The organism is Kineococcus deserti (assembly GCF_050871945.1).
GTDB lineage: Bacteria > Actinomycetota > Actinomycetes > Actinomycetales > Kineococcaceae > Kineococcus.
On the sequence record NZ_JBJLSI010000010.1, the window covers coordinates 126,530 to 142,396 of the forward strand.

The 15,867-nt window shown below is 73.4% G+C and carries 15 protein-coding genes; 6 read left to right on the plus strand and 9 right to left on the minus strand.

The annotated features are described in order from the left end of the window. The first annotated feature begins 8 nt into the window (after positions 1 to 8). A complete protein-coding gene (locus ACRYR2_RS10745; protein ID WP_432562849.1) occupies positions 9 to 1,019 on the plus strand; it encodes an aldo/keto reductase family protein in 1,011 nt (336 codons plus the stop codon). A gap of 66 nt (positions 1,020 to 1,085) precedes the next feature. On the opposite strand, the gene ACRYR2_RS10750 is transcribed toward ACRYR2_RS10745, so the two are convergent. The 8 genes from ACRYR2_RS10750 to ACRYR2_RS10785 all read right to left on the minus strand — a co-directional run bounded on the left by ACRYR2_RS10750 (position 1,086) and on the right by ACRYR2_RS10785 (position 9,765). Next, entirely contained in the window at positions 1,086 to 1,295 is a 210-nt protein-coding gene (locus tag ACRYR2_RS10750; protein WP_432562850.1) for a hypothetical protein, read from the minus strand. Next, positions 1,292 to 2,722, minus strand: a complete 1,431-nt coding sequence (locus tag ACRYR2_RS10755; protein WP_432562871.1) for an MFS transporter — start codon at positions 2,720 to 2,722, stop codon at positions 1,292 to 1,294. The genes ACRYR2_RS10750 and ACRYR2_RS10755 overlap by 4 nt, the downstream gene beginning before the upstream one ends. Before the next feature lie 186 nt (positions 2,723 to 2,908). Beyond that, entirely contained in the window at positions 2,909 to 3,982 is a 1,074-nt protein-coding gene (locus tag ACRYR2_RS10760) for a quinone-dependent dihydroorotate dehydrogenase (protein WP_432562851.1), read from the minus strand. Positions 3,983 to 4,019: 37 nt separating this feature from the next. Continuing rightward, the gene (locus ACRYR2_RS10765) at positions 4,020 to 5,333 is read right to left on the minus strand and encodes an MFS transporter (RefSeq protein WP_432562852.1); all 1,314 of its coding nucleotides are present in this window, start codon (positions 5,331 to 5,333) and stop codon (positions 4,020 to 4,022) included. Positions 5,334 to 5,502: 169 nt separating this feature from the next. After that, on the minus strand, positions 5,503 to 6,534 hold the full coding sequence (locus ACRYR2_RS10770) for a Gfo/Idh/MocA family protein (RefSeq protein WP_432562853.1): 1,032 nt from the start codon (positions 6,532 to 6,534) through the stop codon (positions 5,503 to 5,505). Positions 6,535 to 6,559: 25 nt separating this feature from the next. Continuing rightward, positions 6,560 to 6,916: a DUF779 domain-containing protein gene (locus tag ACRYR2_RS10775; protein WP_432562854.1), complete on the minus strand. Its 357-nt coding sequence runs from the start codon at positions 6,914 to 6,916 to the stop codon at positions 6,560 to 6,562. 1 nt (position 6,917) lies between these two features. Continuing rightward, positions 6,918 to 8,441, minus strand: a complete 1,524-nt coding sequence (exaC, locus tag ACRYR2_RS10780; RefSeq protein ID WP_432562855.1) for an acetaldehyde dehydrogenase ExaC — start codon at positions 8,439 to 8,441, stop codon at positions 6,918 to 6,920. A gap of 61 nt (positions 8,442 to 8,502) precedes the next feature. Continuing rightward, positions 8,503 to 9,765 carry a GAF domain-containing protein gene (locus tag ACRYR2_RS10785; RefSeq protein ID WP_432562856.1) on the minus strand — a complete coding sequence of 421 codons (1,263 nt, stop codon included), beginning with the start codon at positions 9,763 to 9,765 and terminating at the stop codon, positions 8,503 to 8,505. 198 nt (positions 9,766 to 9,963) lie between these two features. Between ACRYR2_RS10785 and ACRYR2_RS10790 the strand changes: the two genes are divergently transcribed. Continuing rightward, complete coding sequence (locus ACRYR2_RS10790; RefSeq protein ID WP_432562857.1) at positions 9,964 to 11,133, plus strand: nicotinate-nucleotide--dimethylbenzimidazole phosphoribosyltransferase; 1,170 nt, start codon at positions 9,964 to 9,966, stop codon at positions 11,131 to 11,133. Here ACRYR2_RS10790 and ACRYR2_RS10795 read toward each other — a convergent pair. Further along, complete coding sequence (locus tag ACRYR2_RS10795; protein ID WP_432562858.1) at positions 11,073 to 11,747, minus strand: GNAT family N-acetyltransferase; 675 nt, start codon at positions 11,745 to 11,747, stop codon at positions 11,073 to 11,075. The two genes, ACRYR2_RS10790 and ACRYR2_RS10795, sit on opposite strands and share 61 nt — an antisense overlap. A 22-nt stretch (positions 11,748 to 11,769) precedes the next feature. On the opposite strand from ACRYR2_RS10795, the gene ACRYR2_RS10800 reads away from it, so the two are divergent. From ACRYR2_RS10800 to ACRYR2_RS10815, 4 genes are all read left to right on the plus strand, one after another. Continuing rightward, positions 11,770 to 13,269 carry a leucyl aminopeptidase gene (locus ACRYR2_RS10800; protein WP_432562859.1) on the plus strand — a complete coding sequence of 500 codons (1,500 nt, stop codon included), beginning with the start codon at positions 11,770 to 11,772 and terminating at the stop codon, positions 13,267 to 13,269. 335 nt (positions 13,270 to 13,604) lie between these two features. After that, entirely contained in the window at positions 13,605 to 13,964 is a 360-nt protein-coding gene (locus ACRYR2_RS10805; protein ID WP_432562860.1) for a hypothetical protein, read from the plus strand. 236 nt (positions 13,965 to 14,200) lie between these two features. Beyond that, on the plus strand, positions 14,201 to 15,580 hold the full coding sequence (gene lpdA / locus ACRYR2_RS10810) for a dihydrolipoyl dehydrogenase (protein ID WP_432562861.1): 1,380 nt from the start codon (positions 14,201 to 14,203) through the stop codon (positions 15,578 to 15,580). 70 nt (positions 15,581 to 15,650) lie between these two features. Beyond that, positions 15,651 to 15,867: biotin/lipoyl-containing protein (locus ACRYR2_RS10815; RefSeq protein WP_432562872.1), on the plus strand; the 217-nt coding region annotated here is incomplete at its 3' end.

Sequence of the window (15,867 nt, forward strand, 5' to 3'; positions counted from 1 at the left end):
TCGCGGCCATGGAGTTCCGACACCTCGGTCGCAGCGGACTGAAGATCTCTGAGATCACCTACGGCAACTGGCTCACCCACGGCTCGCAAGTCGAGAACGAGGCGGCCGTCGCCTGCGTGCACGCCGCGCTCGACGCGGGGATCTCGACCTTCGACACCGCCGACGTCTACGCCAACACCGCCGCCGAGACCGTCCTGGGCACGGCGCTGAAGGGTCAGCGCCGCGAGAGCCTGGAGATCCTCACGAAGGTCTTCTTCCCCACCGGCCCCAAGGGCCACAACGACTCCGGGTTGTCGCGCAAGCACGTCCTGGAGTCGATCAACGGGTCCCTGAAGCGACTGGGCACCGACCACGTCGACGTCTACCAGGCGCATCGCTTCGACGTCTCGACGCCGATCGAGGAGACGATGCAGGCGTTCGCCGACGTCGTGCGCGCCGGCAAGGCCCTGTACATCGGGGTCAGCGAGTGGACCGCCGACCAGCTGCGCCAGGGCCGGGCCCTCGCCGACCAGCTCGGGTTCCAGCTCATCTCCAACCAGCCGGAGTACTCCGCGCTGTACCGCGTCATCGAGGCCGAGGTCGTGCCGGCCTCGCGTGAGCTCGGCATCTCCCAGGTCGTCTTCTCGCCGATCGCCCAGGGCGTCCTGACCGGCAAGTACACCCCCGGCGGCGCGCCGCCGGAGGGCAGCCGGGCCACGGACGAGAAGGGCGGCAAGCAGATGATCAGCCGCTGGATGCGCGACGACGTGCTGTCGCGGGTCCAGGAGCTGAAGTCGGTCGCCCGTGAGCTGCAGCTGTCGATGGCCCAGCTGGCCGTCGCGTGGGTGCTGCAGAACGACAACGTCGCGGCCGCGATCATCGGCGCCTCCCGTCCCGAGCAGGTGCGCGAGAACGTCAAGGCCTCCGGCGTGACGATCCCCCCGGAGCTGCTCGAGCGCATCGACGCCGTCCTGGGCGACGTCGTCGAGCGCGACCCGGCGCGCACGGCCGCCAAGTCCCCCACCGAGCGCCCCAGCTGACCTCGCGCGTTCGAGCACGTCGCCCCGGCGGGCCCGGTGAGCGGGCCTGTCGGGGCGACGTGCCGATCACTCCGCCGGGCGCAGCGAGAGCGGCCCGTACACCTTCGCGCCGTCGGCCCACAGGTGGGCGTTCTCGACGCCGCGCTCACGCAGTTCGCGCCAGCTCTCCCCGATCCACGTCTCGGCGTCGGACTGGGTCGGGAAGACCGCCGACTCGCCCTCGACGGGCCTGCCCTCGGCGTCCTCGTAGCTCCACGTCCACTGCGTCGGCCTCATCCCTGGACGCTACCTCCCCGGCGCTGCTCGCTCCGGTGGCGGGCAGCGTGGTGGTCGTGACCGCCGTGGTGCCCGGCCCGTCGTCGCAGGTCCAGCAGGGCGAGCACGAGGGCGAGCAGCACTAGGCCCAGCGAGACCCGCAGGCCGTGCGAGAGGGCCAGCCCGAAGGTCTTCTCCCCCCTCCCGCCCGAGACGAGGGTCGAGAAGAACACGGCGGTGCTGGCGGCCACACCGACGGCCGACCCCACGCGCTGACCTGTCTGCAGGACCCCGCCGGCCACCCCGGCCACGGAGCGCGGGACCTCGGCGAGCGTCAGCGTCTGGTTCGGGGAGATGACCAGCCCACCGCCGGCGCCGCTGACCGCCAGGCAGGCCGACAGCGCGATCGCTCCCCCCGTGCCCTGCACGGCGGCGGAGACGATGTCGGCGGCGGTGAGCCCGACGGCCACCAGGACCAGCCCCACCACCACGACGACGCGCCCACGCTCGGAGACGAGGCGGCCGCCGATCTGCGAGGTCACCGCGGACAGGACCGCGAACGGGGTCTGGACGAGCCCCGCCTGCCACGGCTCGAACCCGAGCCCGGACTGCAGGTACAGCGTCACGACCAGGAAGATCCCCGTGAAGCCGGCGAAGTAGGCGATGCCGACGAGGGCGCCGACGCTGAACGAGGACGTGCGCACGAGGGCGCCGGCCACGACCGGGTCGTTGCCGCGGCGCCCTTCCCGCCGTTCCCACAGGACGAAGGCGACCAGCAGGGCGATGCCCGGGGCGAGCAGGAACCAGCGGGCCGGATCGTCGTCCTGACCCGTCGTCAGGACGAACGGCAGCATGCCCACGACCGTGGCCGCGCCCAGCAGCAGCAGCCCGACGACGTCGAGGTGGAGCTTCCCGCGGGGCCGGCTGCGGTCGCGGCCGGGCAACCAGCGCCAGGCCAGCGGCAGCGCGACCAGGCCGATGGGCACGTTGACCAGGAAGACGCCGCGCCAGCCCTCCTGCTCGCCGAAGACGGCGAGGATCGCCCCGCCCAGCAGCGGCCCGACGGCGGTGGAGACGCCGATGGTCGTGCCGAACGCACCGAACGCCCGTCCGCGCTCGGGTCCGGAGAACAGCTGCTGGATCAGCGCGAGGACCTGCGGGTTCACCAGGCCTGCGGAGATCCCCTGCGCGAGCCGGACGACGGACAGCTGGGTCGCGTCCTGGACGAGCCCGGCCACGGCGCTGGTGACGACGAACCCCGCCAGGCCGGTGACGAACATCGTGCGCCGTGAGAAGAGGTCACCGATGCGGCCTGCGGGTACCAGCACGAGCCCGAAGGCCAGGGTGTACCCCGCGACGATCCACTGGATCTGGCTCGGGCCGGCACCGAGCGAACTCTCGATGGAGGGCAGCGCGACGTTGACGATCGAGACGTCCAGCAGGGTCATGAACCCGACGACGAGGCAGACGGCCAGGGCGCGCCAGCGGTTGGGGTCCGGCGCGTCGTGCGAGCTGTTCCCCTCGGGGCTGTTCCCGGCTGGGCGGCGGGCCACGTCGGTCACGGGTCTCCTCGGACGAGTTCGCAGGGGCAACCGTCCGACCCTCACCCCGCAGTGCGCGGGGCACAACTCGAACTACCTGTCGCTCTCCCGGCGCGTCCGGCTCGCGGCCAGGTCGGCCAGCACCCGGCGGGCCCACCCGGGGCCCTCGTAGATGAACGCGGTGTAGGCCTGCACGAGCGAGGCCCCGGCCTCGAGGCGCTGCGCGACGTCGGCCGCGGTCTCGATGCCGCCGACGCTGACGAGCGTCAGGGCCGAGTCGGTGCGGGCGGACAGCCGGCGCAGCACCTGCAGCGAGCGTTCCTTCAGCGGCGCGCCGGACAGGCCACCGCCACCGGCCGCCTCGACGGCGGCCGCGGACGAGCGCAGCCCTTCGCGCCCGATCGTGGTGTTCGTCGCGACGATGCCGTCGAGCTTCAGCTCCAGGGCGAGGTCGGCCACGGCGTCGACGTCGTCGTCGGACAGGTCCGGGGCGATCTTGACCAGGAGCGGGACGTGCCGGTGGGACGCGTCGTCGGCGGCCTCGCGCACGGCGCTCAGCACCGGTCGCAGCTTCTCGACGGCCTGCAGGTCGCGCAGACCGGGGGTGTTGGGCGAGGAGACGTTGACGACGAGGTAGTCGGCGTAGGGGGCCAGCAACCGCGCGGAGGTGGCGTAGTCGGCGGCCGCGTCGGCTTCGTCGACGACCTTGCTCTTGCCGATGTTCACGCCGATGACGACGGGGTGGGCGGGCGGCACGGCCCGGATCTGCCGCAGCCTCTTCGCGACGGCCTCGGCCCCGTCGTTGTTGAACCCCATGCGGTTGACGACGGCGCGGTCGTCGACCAGCCGGTGCAGCCGGGGCCGGGGGTTGCCCGGCTGCGGCAGGGCGGTGACGGTGCCGACCTCGACGCAGGAGAAGCCGAAGTTCCCCAGCGCGGCGATGCCGGTGGCGTTCTTGTCGAAGCCGGCGGCCAGCCCCAGCGGGGTCGGGAAGTCGATCCCGAGCACCCGGGTCCGCAGCCGCGGGTCGTCCTGGACGAACGCCCGGCGCAGGACCTGCGGGGCCACCGGCACCCGGCCGGCCAGCCGCATCCCCGCGAACGCCCAGTGGTGGGCGACCTCGGCGTCGAAGCGGGTCAGGACGTGGCGGTAGACGGTCCTGTACACGCTTCCCCCACCGGCCACGTCCCGAACCCTACCGTCGTCAGGTGATCGAGCTCGTACGGGTCTCGCGCAGCAGCGACAGCGCGACGAGGCTGACCACGGCCGTGGCGGCCAGGTAGAACCCGACCCAGCTGACGCCGTAGGCGGCCGCGAGCTTGACCGCGGTGTACGGCGCGAGCGAGGCCCCCAGGATGCTGCCGGAGTTGAACGCCAGCGAGGCGCCGGTGTACCGGACGTTCGTCGGGAACAGCTCGGGCAGGTAGGCCCCGATCGGCCCGAACACCAGACCCATGAAGAACAGGCCGGCGCACAGCCAGACCATGACCTTCCAGGTCTCCCCCGAGCCGAGCAGCGGACCCGTCAGCAGACCGACGACCGCGCCGCCGACCATCGCGGTGGCCAGCACCGGACGACGGCCGAAGCGGTCGGACAGCACCCCGGACAGCGGGGTGGCGGCGGCCATGAACAGCACGGCGACGCAGAGCATGACCAGGAAGTCCTGGCGCTCGTAGTCCAGCGCGCTGGTGCCGAAGCTCAGCGACCAGGTCGTCGTCAGGTAGAAGAGCGTGTAGGTCAGCATGACCGAGAAGGCGCCGAGGACGACGATCATCCAGCTGCGGCGGAAGGTCTCGGCGACCGGGACGCGCACCTGCTTGTTCTCGGCCAGCGCCTTGGCGAAGACCGGCGTCTCGGCCAGGCTCAGCCGGATCCACAGGCCCAGGACCACCAGGACGGAGCTGAGCAGGAACGGGATGCGCCAGCCCCACGAGGTGAACGTCTCGTCGCTCATGCCCGTGGCCAGCAGGATGAACAGGCCGTTGGCCAGGATGAAACCGAACGGCGCCCCCAGCTGCGGGAACATGCCGTACAGCGCGCGCCGGTTCGCCGGGGCGTTCTCGGTCGCCAGCAGCGCCGCACCGCCCCACTCACCCCCCAGGCCGAAACCCTGCCCGAAGCGCATGAGGCACAGCAGGACGGGCGCGAGGTTGCCGATGGAGGCGTGGGTGGGCAGGACGCCGATGAGGACGGTCGAGATGCCCATGACGAGCAGCGCCGCGACCAGCGTCGTCTTGCGGCCGATGCGGTCGCCGAAGTGGCCGAAGAAGATGGAGCCGATCGGGCGGGCGACGAACGCGATGGCGAAGGTGGCCAGCGACGCCAGCGTCTGGGCGGTCTCGTTCCCGGACGGGAAGAACAGCGGACCGAAGACGAGGACGGCCGCCGTCGCGTAGACGTAGAAGTCGTAGAACTCGATCGTGGTGCCGATGAGGCTGGCGGCAGCGACCTTCCCGGCGGGGTTGGTCGGTGCGGGCGCGCTCGTGGACGCGGAGGTGTTCAGGTCGGCGGGACCCATGCTGGAGACCTTCAGGGGACGACGGGGTGGACGGGCTGCCGTTCCCAGGGGTCGTCCTGGCCGGGCGGTCGACACCCGGCGTGCGCATCCGGGGTCGCCGTCGACGCGCCGGGTGTGACGCGGATCCTACGCCCCGCCCGTCGCTCATCCAAGAAGCGAGACGACCGTCTCATTCCTTGAGATGAACGACCTCGCGGTCGCGCACCGACGCACGGGCGGCGTCGACCACCACGCACGTCCGCCAGGCGTCCCACGGGTCCACCGGCACCGGCCCCTCACCGCGGACGGCGCAGGCGAAGGCGGCGTAGAAGTCGGGCCACCGGCCGTTCTCGCTGGGCACCCGACGGGCCGGTCCCCCGCCGAGGACCACCGACCCCCACCGGCTCGGCGGCTCTGCACCCCACCCGCTGCCCTCCGAGGCGGGCGTGCGCCCGGACAGCAGGAGCTCCTCCTGCACGTCCATCGGCGAGTCCAGGACGAAGGTGCCGCGGGTGCCGGTGACCCGGAAGCGCGGCGCGGGCACGGCCTGCTTCCACGACCCGGACAGCTCGCTGCGGACCCCGCTGACGTGCTCGAGCTGGATCCGCAGGTCGACCTCGGTCCCGTCACCGCCGCGCGTCTGCGCGGCGACGGTCGCCACGTCCCCGAACAGGTGCAGCGCCTGGTCGACGACGTGCGCGCCGAAGTCGCGCAGCAGGCCACCGCCGGCGGCCGGCGGGTCGGTGGGCGCCCAGCGCTCGAAGGCGGACTCGAAGCGCACGACCTCGCCCAGCTCGCCGTCGGCCAGGACCCGCTGCACCGTCAGCAGGTCCGAGTCCCAGCGGCGGTTCTGGTAGGGCGAGAGCAGGACACCGGCGGCCTGCGCGCGCTGGACCGTCCGCGCGGCGGCGGGCGCGTCGAGGGCGAACGGCTTGTCGCACACGACCGCGACCCCGAGGTCGACCACCTCCTCGGTCAGCGCGGTGTGCGTGGCGGCCGGCGTCGAGATCGCCACGGCCTGCGCCCCCGCCGCGACGGCCTCGGCTGCCGAGGCCACCACCTGAACGTCGGGGTGCTCGGCGCGGGCCTGCGCCGCGCGCTCGGGGTTCGTCGTGACGACGAACCCCAGCCGGCACCCCGGCGCCCCCTCGATGACCGGGGCGTGGAAGTACCGCCCTCCCCCGCCGTACCCGACGAGGGCGAAGACCACGGGTTCGCTCACGCGCTCACCGTACCGACAGCGGCGATCACGGACGGCAGACGTCCGAGCGGACGAGGAACCGCACCCCGTCCGGCGCCTCCAGCGAGAACCCGGCGCCCCGGCCGGGCACGAGGTCGATGGTCAGTTCGGTGTGCGCCCAGAGCCGGTACTGCTCCTTGGACATCCAGACGCCGACCGTGAACGCCTCGTCCTCCCCGGACGCCGGGACGTGCAGGTCCCCGAGGTGCTCGTCGGCCTCGGACAGGATGAAGTCGCCGTCGGCGAAGCACATCGGCGAACTGCCGTCGCAGCAGCCGCCGGACTGGTGGAACATCAGCTCCCCGTGCCGGGCCCGGAGGCGACGGAGCTGCTGCGCCGCCTCCGGGGTGAGTCCGACCGGCACGTCAGAACAGCCCGACCTTGCTGGTGGAGTAGCTCACGAGCAGGTTCTTCGTCTGCTGGTAGTGGTCGAGCATCATCCGGTGGTTCTCCCGGCCGATGCCCGAGCTCTTGTACCCGCCGAACGCGGCGTGCGCGGGGTAGGCGTGGTAGTTGTTCGTCCACACCCGGCCGGCCTGGATCCCGCGGCCCATCCGGTAGGCGAGGTGGATGTCGCGCGACCACACCCCGGCACCGAGGCCGTAGAGCGTGTCGTTGGCGATCTTCAGCGCGTCGTCGGGGTCGTCGAACCGGGCGACCGAGACGACCGGCCCGAAGATCTCCTCCTGGAAGATGCGCATCGAGTTGTCGCCCTCGAACACCGTCGGGGTGACGTAGTACCCGCCGGACAGCTCCCCGCCGAGGTCGGCCCGCTCGCCGCCGGTGAGCAGCTTCGCGCCCTCCTTGGTCCCGATGTCGATGTAGGACAGGATCTTCTCGAGCTGGTCGTTGCTGGCCTGCGCACCGATCATCGTCTCGGTGTCCAGCGGGTTGCCCTGCCTCACGGCCTTCGTCCGCGCCAGCGCATCGCCCAGGAAGGCGTCGTAGATCCCGGTCTGGATCAGCGCGCGCGAGGGGCAGGTGCAGACCTCGCCGGAGTTCGGCGCGAACATCGTGAACCCCTCCAGCGCCTTGTCGTAGAACTCGTCCCGGGCGCTGGCGACGTCCTCGAAGAAGATGTTCGGGCTCTTGCCGCCCAGTTCCAGCGTCACCGGGATGAGGTTCTGGCTGGCGTACTGCATGATGAGCCGGCCCGTCGTGGTCTCGCCCGTGAAGGCGATCTTGCGGATCCGCGGGCTGCTGGCCAGGGGTTTGCCCGCCTCGGCACCGAACCCGTTGACGACGTTGACGACACCGGGCGGCAGCAGGTCGCCGATGAGGTCCATCAGCAGCATGATCGAGGCCGGGGTCTGCTCGGCGGGTTTGAGGACGACGGCGTTGCCGGCCGCGAGCGCCGGGGCCAGCTTCCAGACCGCCATGAGCAGCGGGAAGTTCCACGGGATGATCTGGCCGACGACGCCGAGGGGTTCGTGGAAGTGGTAGGCGACGGTGTCGTCGTCGATCTGCGAGATGCCGCCCTCCTGGGCGCGCACGACCCCGGCGAAGTAGCGCAGGTGGTCCACGACCAGCGGCAGGTCGGCGGCCAGGCACTCGCGGACGGGTTTGCCGTTGTCCCAGGTCTCGGCGACGGCGAGCTGCTCGAGGTTGGCCTCGATGCGGTCGGCGATGCGGTTCAGCACCAGGGCGCGTTCGGCCACGGAGGTCCGTCCCCAGGCGGGGGCCGCGGCGTGGGCGGCGTCCAGGGCGCGTTCGACGTCCGCGGCGGTTCCGCGGGCGACCTCGGTGAACGGCTGCCCGTTCACGGGGCTGGGGTTCTCGAAGTAGCCGCCCTCGGCGGGGGCTACCCGTTCTCCGCCGATCCAGTGGTCGTAGCGGTCGGCGTACTGGACCAGGCTCCCGGGGCGTCCTGGTGCCTCGTAGACCGTCATGGGGGACCTCCACGGTTCGCTGCCGGCGACTGCTCCGTCGCCGTGCCGCCACGGTGCCCGGTCAGCCGTTGCAACCCCGTTGCAGCCGTTCGAGCCGGGCCACGGCCTCGGCGCGGCCGGGGTCGCCGGGGGCGAGCCGGGCGACCAGGTCGTGGGCGACGACGACGTCCTCGCGTCCGGCCGGGGTGCGGGAGAACTCCAGCAGCGCCTGGTCGTCCTGTCCCTCGAGGACGGCCGTGCGCAGTTCCAGCCGCAGTTCCTCGCGCAGCGCGCGGACGCCGGGCGCGTCGGAGCCGGGCAGCACCTCCCCCGTCCAGCGCCGCACGGCCTCGCGCACCCGCCCGGCGCGCAGCGCCTCGCGCAGGTCCAGGACGTCGCAGCGCAGGGGGCCGAGCAGCCGGTAGGGCGCCCGAGACAGCGTGACCGTCGCGTGGGTCCGGTCGGCCAGCACGGCCCGCAGCCGGTGCACCTCGGCCCGCACCGACACCGGCGCCAGGTCGCGGTCGTCGAGGTCGGCGGCCAGCTGCGCGGCCGACTGTCCCGCGGCGGGCCCGTTCCGCAGCAGCAGGAGCATCTCGCTGTGCCGCAACGACACTCCTCGCGCGGATCCACCGTGGCCCAGGGTGGGTGCCGGCCCCAGGACGGTCAGCCGGGCCGGTGACGGTGCGGGGCGGGGCACGAGCCGGCGGCGCAGCGCCGCCACCCGCAGCTCCCCCTCGACCGCGCCCACGGCGGCGCGGACGAACTCCAGCGCCCGTTCGCGGCCGAGGTCGTCGCCGCCGGTGAGGTCGAGGACGCCCAGCACCGCGCCCGTGAGCGGGTCGCGCACGGGCGCCGCCGAGCAGCCCCAGCCGGCCACGGCGGTGGCGTAGTGCTCGCCCTGCCGCACCCGGACCGGCCGCTGCAGGACGAGGGCGGTCCCGGGGGCGTTGGTCCCGGCCACGTCCTCGCTCCAGCGGGCGCCCTCGGTGAAGGCCATCCGTTCGGCGGCCCGGCGCAGCCCGGCGTCGCCCTCCACCCACAGCAGGGTGCCGTCGACGTCGCTGACGGCCATGAGCACCGGGACGCCGAGGGGTTCGTCGAGCAGCAGCCGCCGCGCGGTCGGCAGGACGACGGCCAGCGGGTGGGCGTCGCGGCGGGCCCGCAGGTCGGCGTTGTCGGCCAGCACGGGCGGCCGCACGCGGTCGGGGTCCAGCCCGGTGGTGCGGGCGCGCCACCACGACGACGAGACGAGCTCGCGCGCCCCGGGCAGCGGGGTCCCGACAGCTGCGCTGGCGGTGGACGCCAGCCAGTCCTCCCGGGCCCGGGACAGACCGCTCGACACCGTCGGTGACCTCCTCCCAGGCCCTCCGTCGGACCGGGTACGCGCACCGTAAACGGGTGCTGCCGCGGGTGTCGAGACCGGAGCGGCGCAGCACCACGCCGGGTCCGGCGGATGGGACCATGCTCTGCAGTTCCGGGGCAGTCCAGCTCCGAGGCAGTCCCGACGCACCCCGCCGCCCGCACCCCGAGGAGTTCCGAGATGACCGACGGCCCGCGGCCGTTGAACCTGCGCGAGATCGCCGAGGGTCTGCGCTCCCCGCACACCTCGGCGGCGCGACCGCGCCGGGTGGCACCGCTGCTGCCGGCGTCCCGGGCCGACCAGCTCGCCCGCTGGCTGGCCGGCACGCAGGACCGCGACGTCGCCGCCCCGCTGGAGCGGGTCCGGCTGGTCGTCCTGGCCGGCGACCACGGGGTCGCCGGCCGCGGGGTCTCCAGGCTGGAGGCGGGGTGGACGGCGCAGGCCGTGCGGGACCTGCTCGCCGGGCGGGGGGCGTACGCGGCGCTGGCCGCGCAGGCCGGGGTACCGGTGCAGGTGCACGCCCTCGGCGTCGACTGGGGCGAGCAGGGTACCGAGGGGGTGCCGGCGCCGGTGCTCGCGCACGCGGTGCGGCCCTCGGGCGACATCGCCGTGGAGGACGCGCTGAGCGCCGAGGAGGTCGAGGCCGCGGTGCGGGCCGGGGCGGCCATCGCCGACGAGGCCGTCGACGGCGGCGTCGACCTGCTGCTGCTGGGTGACCTGGGGGTGGGGGCGACGACGGTCGCCGCGACGCTGGTCGCGGCCTGCCTGCGCAAGGGCGCCGTCGACGTCGTCGGCCGCGGCAGCGGCATCGACGACGACACCTGGATGCGCAAGACGGCGGCGGTGCGCGACGCCGTCCGGCGGGCCCGCAAGCTCGCCACGCGCCCGACGGCGGTGCTGCAGGCGATCGGCAGCGCCGACGTGGCTGCGGCCGTGGGGTTGCTGCTGCGCGCCTCCGCGCGCCGCACGCCGGTGCTGCTGGACGGGGCCCTGGGGGTGGCCGCCGCCCTGGTGGCCTCGCGGGGCGTCCCGGGCGCGGAGAAGTGGTGGCAGATCGGGGCCGCCACGGCCGAACCGGCGCAGGCGCTGGCCGCGGACCGGCTGAAGATGACACCGCTGCTGGACCTGGGGGCCGGCCGCGGCGGCGGGTCGGGGGCGCTGACCGCGCTGGGGGTGCTGCGCGCCGCGCAGGCCCTCGCCGCGGCCGACGAGGCGGAGCTGCCGCCCCTGCCCGAACCCGAGCCCGAGCCCGAGCCCGAGCCCGAGCCGGAGCCCGAGCCCGAGCCCGCTCAGGAGACCGTGGACGCCGGGGCCGTGGACCCCGGGGCGAGCGAGCGCCCGAACGTGTGACCTCCTGCGGTCCGGGCCAGCTCGGTGAACCCCGTCCGGCGGTAGAACTCCACCGCCCCGGGGTTGCGCGCCGACACGCCCAGGTGCACTCCCGGGGAGCCGGCCGCCGCCAGCTGGGCGCACACCCGCTCGACGAGCACCCGGCCGATCCCCCCGCCCTGCAGGCGGGGCAGCAGGTCGATGTGCAGGTGCGAGGGGTGCGTGGCCCACACCGGGTCCGGGCCGGTGCCCGTCGCGACGGTCCGCAGCGGACCCGAGTCGAAACCCTCCTCGACGTCCTCGGGACGCGGGTAGCGCCGGCGCAGGGGCGGCCACCACGCGGCCTGGCGCCAGCGCTCGAACTCCGCGGAGTCCAGGCACCCGAGCACGTAGCCCGCCACCCCGCCCTCGTCCTGCACGACCGTGCCGAACGCGGCCTCGTGGTGCGCGTAGGGGGTCGCGTAGACGTCGGCGAGCAGTTCGGGGAACCGCGTCAGCGCGGTCGCGTCCCGGCCGCAGTCCCCCGTGCGCAGGCAGATGTCCTGCAGGGCGGGCACATCGGCGATCGACACCGGGCGCAGGCGGATCCCGGGGCGGACCTCGGCGTCGGCGCGCGCGGGAACGGCTGTGTCCACGCACCCACGTTAGGGTGCCGGGGTGCCGCGTCTCCTCCTCAGCAGCAAGTCGGTCAAGAGCGTGTCGGTGGACGCCCTGGTGCTCGGGCTCTCCCCCGCACCGCGGGGTGCGAAGTCCACCGCACCGGTCCTGCTGGGGGGTGAGGACCTGCCGCGGCAGACCCGCAGCGCCCTGGTCGAGGCCGCCGTGGCCGTGGGGGCCACCGGCGCGGCCGGCGGCGTGCACCTCGTCCCCGGCGTCGCCGGGATCTCGACCTCGCTCGTCGCGCTGACCGGCGTCGGCGCCGACCCCGACCACGAGGCCCTGCGCCGGGCCGCCGGTGCGGCCGTGCGGGCCCTGGCCGGCAAGCGCCGGGTCGCGGTCGCGCTGCCGGCCCAGGATGCGGGCACCGTCGCCGCCGTCGCCGAGGGCGCCGGGTTGGGCGCCTACGCCTTCACCCGCTACCGCGCCGCCACGCGCGAACCCGTCGCCGAGGTGACGCTGCTGGTGGCCAAGCCGCGGGACAAGGCGCTGCGCGCCGCCGTCGAGCGCGCCGCCGTCCTGGCCTCCGCCGTGAGCACCGCCCGCGACCTGGTCAACACCGCCCCCGCGGACCTGGCCCCCGCGGACCTGGCCGAGGCCGCCGTCCGCGCGGCCGAGGGCACCGGCCTCACCGTCCGCGTCCTGGACGAGCAGGCGCTGGCCGCCGGCGGGTACGGCGGCATCCTCGGTGTCGGCCAGGGGTCCTCGCGCCCGCCGCGCCTGGTCGTGGTCGAGCACGCCCCGGCGCGCGCCAGGGGACACCTGGCCTTCGTGGGCAAGGGCATCACCTTCGACTCCGGCGGTCTGTCGATCAAGCCGGCGGCCGGCATGGAGACCATGAAGAGCGACATGTCGGGTGCGGCCGCGGTGCTGGCGGCCGTGCGCGCGGTCGCCGAGCTGAACCTGCCGGTGAAGGTGACCGGCTGGCTGGCCGTGGCCGAGAACATGCCCTCGGGCACCGCGATCCGGCCCTCGGACGTGCTGACGATGTTCGGCGGCACGACCGTGGAGGTCCTCAACACCGACGCCGAGGGGCGCCTGGTCCTCGGTGACGCGCTGGTGGCCGCCTCGGCCGAGCAGCCGGACGCCATCGTCGACGTCGCGACCCTGACCGGCGCGCAGGTCGTCGCGCTGGGCAACCGGGTCTCGGGCGTCATGGGCAACGACGACGACTTCCGCTCCGCCGTCCTGACCGCGGCCGAGCGGGCCGGGGAGTCGTTCTGGCCCATGCCGATGCCCGACGAGCTGCGGCCGACGCTGGACTCCCCCGTCGCCGACCTGGCCAACATCGGCGACCGCGCCGGCGGCATGCTGGTGGCGGCGGTGTTCCTGCGCGAGTTCGTCGGCGACTCCGCGGCCGGCTCGCCCATCCCGTGGGCGCACCTGGACATCGCCGGTCCGGCGTTCGTCACGGGCGAACCCTGGGGCTACACGCACCGCGGCGGTACCGGCGTCGCCGTCCGGACGCTCGTGGCGCTGGCCGAGGACCACGCGGGCTGACGCCTCCGCACAGCACCATCACCCGAATGGCTGCCCCCCGAAAGGGGGGCAGCCACCTCGGTGCGGCATTCCCGGATCAATGCCGCCGCACACCTCCCGGCCGCTGCGCCGGCTGGGTGAAGCACTGCACCGCAACGCCTTCACCGACTCTTTCTTGATCATGAATGCCGTACGACCCGATCGAGTGATCATTCCCTCGCCGATCTCGCACACTCTCCGCAATTAGCTATATGCTCAACGTGACGACGCTCGATCGGGGGCGTCTCGCTCGACCGGCTCAGTTGCCCGCGAAAACGGCTCCCGGTGTGCACCGGGGCACTCGTCACGGAGGAAGCATGTCCACGCGCCAGACCCGCCTGCAGACCATCGCCCGCCGCGCCACGATCTCCCTCACCGCCGCAGCCGTCCTGGCCGGCGGAGGCCTCGCCACGGCCGGGTCCGCCTCGGCGGCACCGAAGTCGACGCTGACCGTGGTCAAGCAGGTGGACGCCCTGAAGTCGTCGGTGGCGGACCGCAAGGAGAACACCACCGACCGCAAGGAAAGCGTCTCCACGCGCAAGGAGAGCACGACCGACCGCAAGGAATCGGTCACCTCCCGCAAGGAGAACGTCACCGACCGCAAGGAATCCGTGTCCACGCGCAAGGAATCGGTGCTGGACCGCAAGGAAACCGTCTCCGCCGAGAAGGAACGCTGAGCCGAACGACCGCGCGAACCCCCCGACGAAACGGCACCGCCACCCCCGGGCGGTGCCGTTTCGGCGTTCCCGGGCCGTCGCGGGCCCGGCGCGGGTTCCGCGCCGATCCGCGACCCCTCGCGACCTCCTCCCGGGCAGCGGACGGCAGGGGCGTGACCCCCTCGCGCTGCCGGTTGCCGGTGGTGAGAGGATCGCGACGGAGCAGTCGCCAGCACAGCCGACCTCAGGAGCTTTTCGTGGCAGGTGCCGCCGGTCAGGAGTACGACGTCGTCATCCTCGGAGGAGGTAGTGGGGGCTACGCGGCCGCACTGCGCGCCGCCGAGCTGGGCCTCTCGGTGGCCCTCGTGGAGAAGGACCTGCTGGGCGGGACGTGCCTGCACCGCGGGTGCATCCCCACCAAGGCCCTGCTGCACGCCGCCGAGGTGGCCGACACCGCCAAGGAGTCCGAGGCGTTCGGTGTCCGGGCGTCCTTCGAGTCCATCGACATGGCCGGGGTCAACAAGTACAAGGACGGCATCATCGCCCGCCTGTACAAGGGCCTGCAGGGGCTGGTGAAGTCCCGCAAGGTCGAGCTCGTCGCCGGCACGGGCCGGCTCGTGGCCAAGAACACCGTCGAGGTCGACGGCACGCGCTACACCGGCAGGAACGTGGTCCTCGCCTCGGGCTCGTACTCCCGCAGCCTGCCCGGTCTGGAGATCGGCGGCCGGGTCGTGACCAGCGAGCAGGCGCTCGCACTGGACTCGGTGCCCCAGAAGGTGATCGTCCTCGGCGGCGGCGTCATCGGCGTGGAGTTCGCCAGCGTCTGGCGCTCCTTCGGCGCCGACGTCACCATCGTCGAGGCCCTGCCCCACCTGGTGCCGCTGGAGGACGAAGCCGCGAGCAAGGCCCTCGAGCGGGCCTTCCGCAAGCGCGGCATCAAGTTCTCCCTGGGCGTGCGGTTCAAGGGTGTCGAGCAGAACGACTCCGGGGTCGTCGTGACCCTCGAGGACGGCAAGACGTTCGACGCCGACCTGCTGCTGGTCGCCGTCGGCCGCGGCCCGAACACCGCCGGCCTCGGGTACGAGGAACAGGGCATCACGATGGACCGCGGTTTCGTCCTGACCGACGAGCGGCTGCGGACCAACATCGAGGGTGTGTACGCCGTGGGCGACATCGTCCCGGGGCTGCAGCTGGCGCACCGCGGTTTCCAGCAGGGCATCTTCGTCGCCGAGGACATCGCCGGCCTGGACCCGCAGCCGATCGACGAGCTCGGCATCCCCAAGGTGACCTACTGCGAACCCGAGGTCGCCTCCGTCGGGCTCACCGAGGCCAAGGCGCGCGAGAAGTTCGGCGACGTCGAGGTCGTCGAGTACAACCTGGGTGGCAACGGCAAGAGCCAGATCCTCGGCACCACCGGTTTCGTGAAGCTGGTGCGCCAGAAGGACGGTCCGGTCGTGGGCGTCCACATGGTCGGTTCCCGGATGAGCGAGCAGGTCGGCGAGGCCCAGCTCATCGTCAACTGGGAGGCCTACCCCGAGGACGTGGCCGCGCTCGTGCACACGCACCCGACGCAGAACGAGGCGGTCGGCGAGGCGTTCCTGGCCCTGGCCGGCAAGCCGTTGCACTCGCACTCCTGAGCCACCCCCGAGACCTGGAACCCGCGGCGTCCCCTGGCGCCGGAGAACGTCCGTGAGGAGAACCGAAGAGATGTCGAACTCGGTGCAGATGCCCGCTCTCGGCGAGAGCGTGACCGAGGGCACCGTCACGCGGTGGCTGAAGAACGTCGGCGACACCGTCGAGGTGGACGAGCCCCTGCTGGAGGTGTCCACCGACAAGGTCGACACCGAGATCCCCTCCCCGATCGCCGGCACCCTGCTGGAGATCCTCGTCCCCGAGGACGAGACCGCCGAGGTCGGCGCCGACC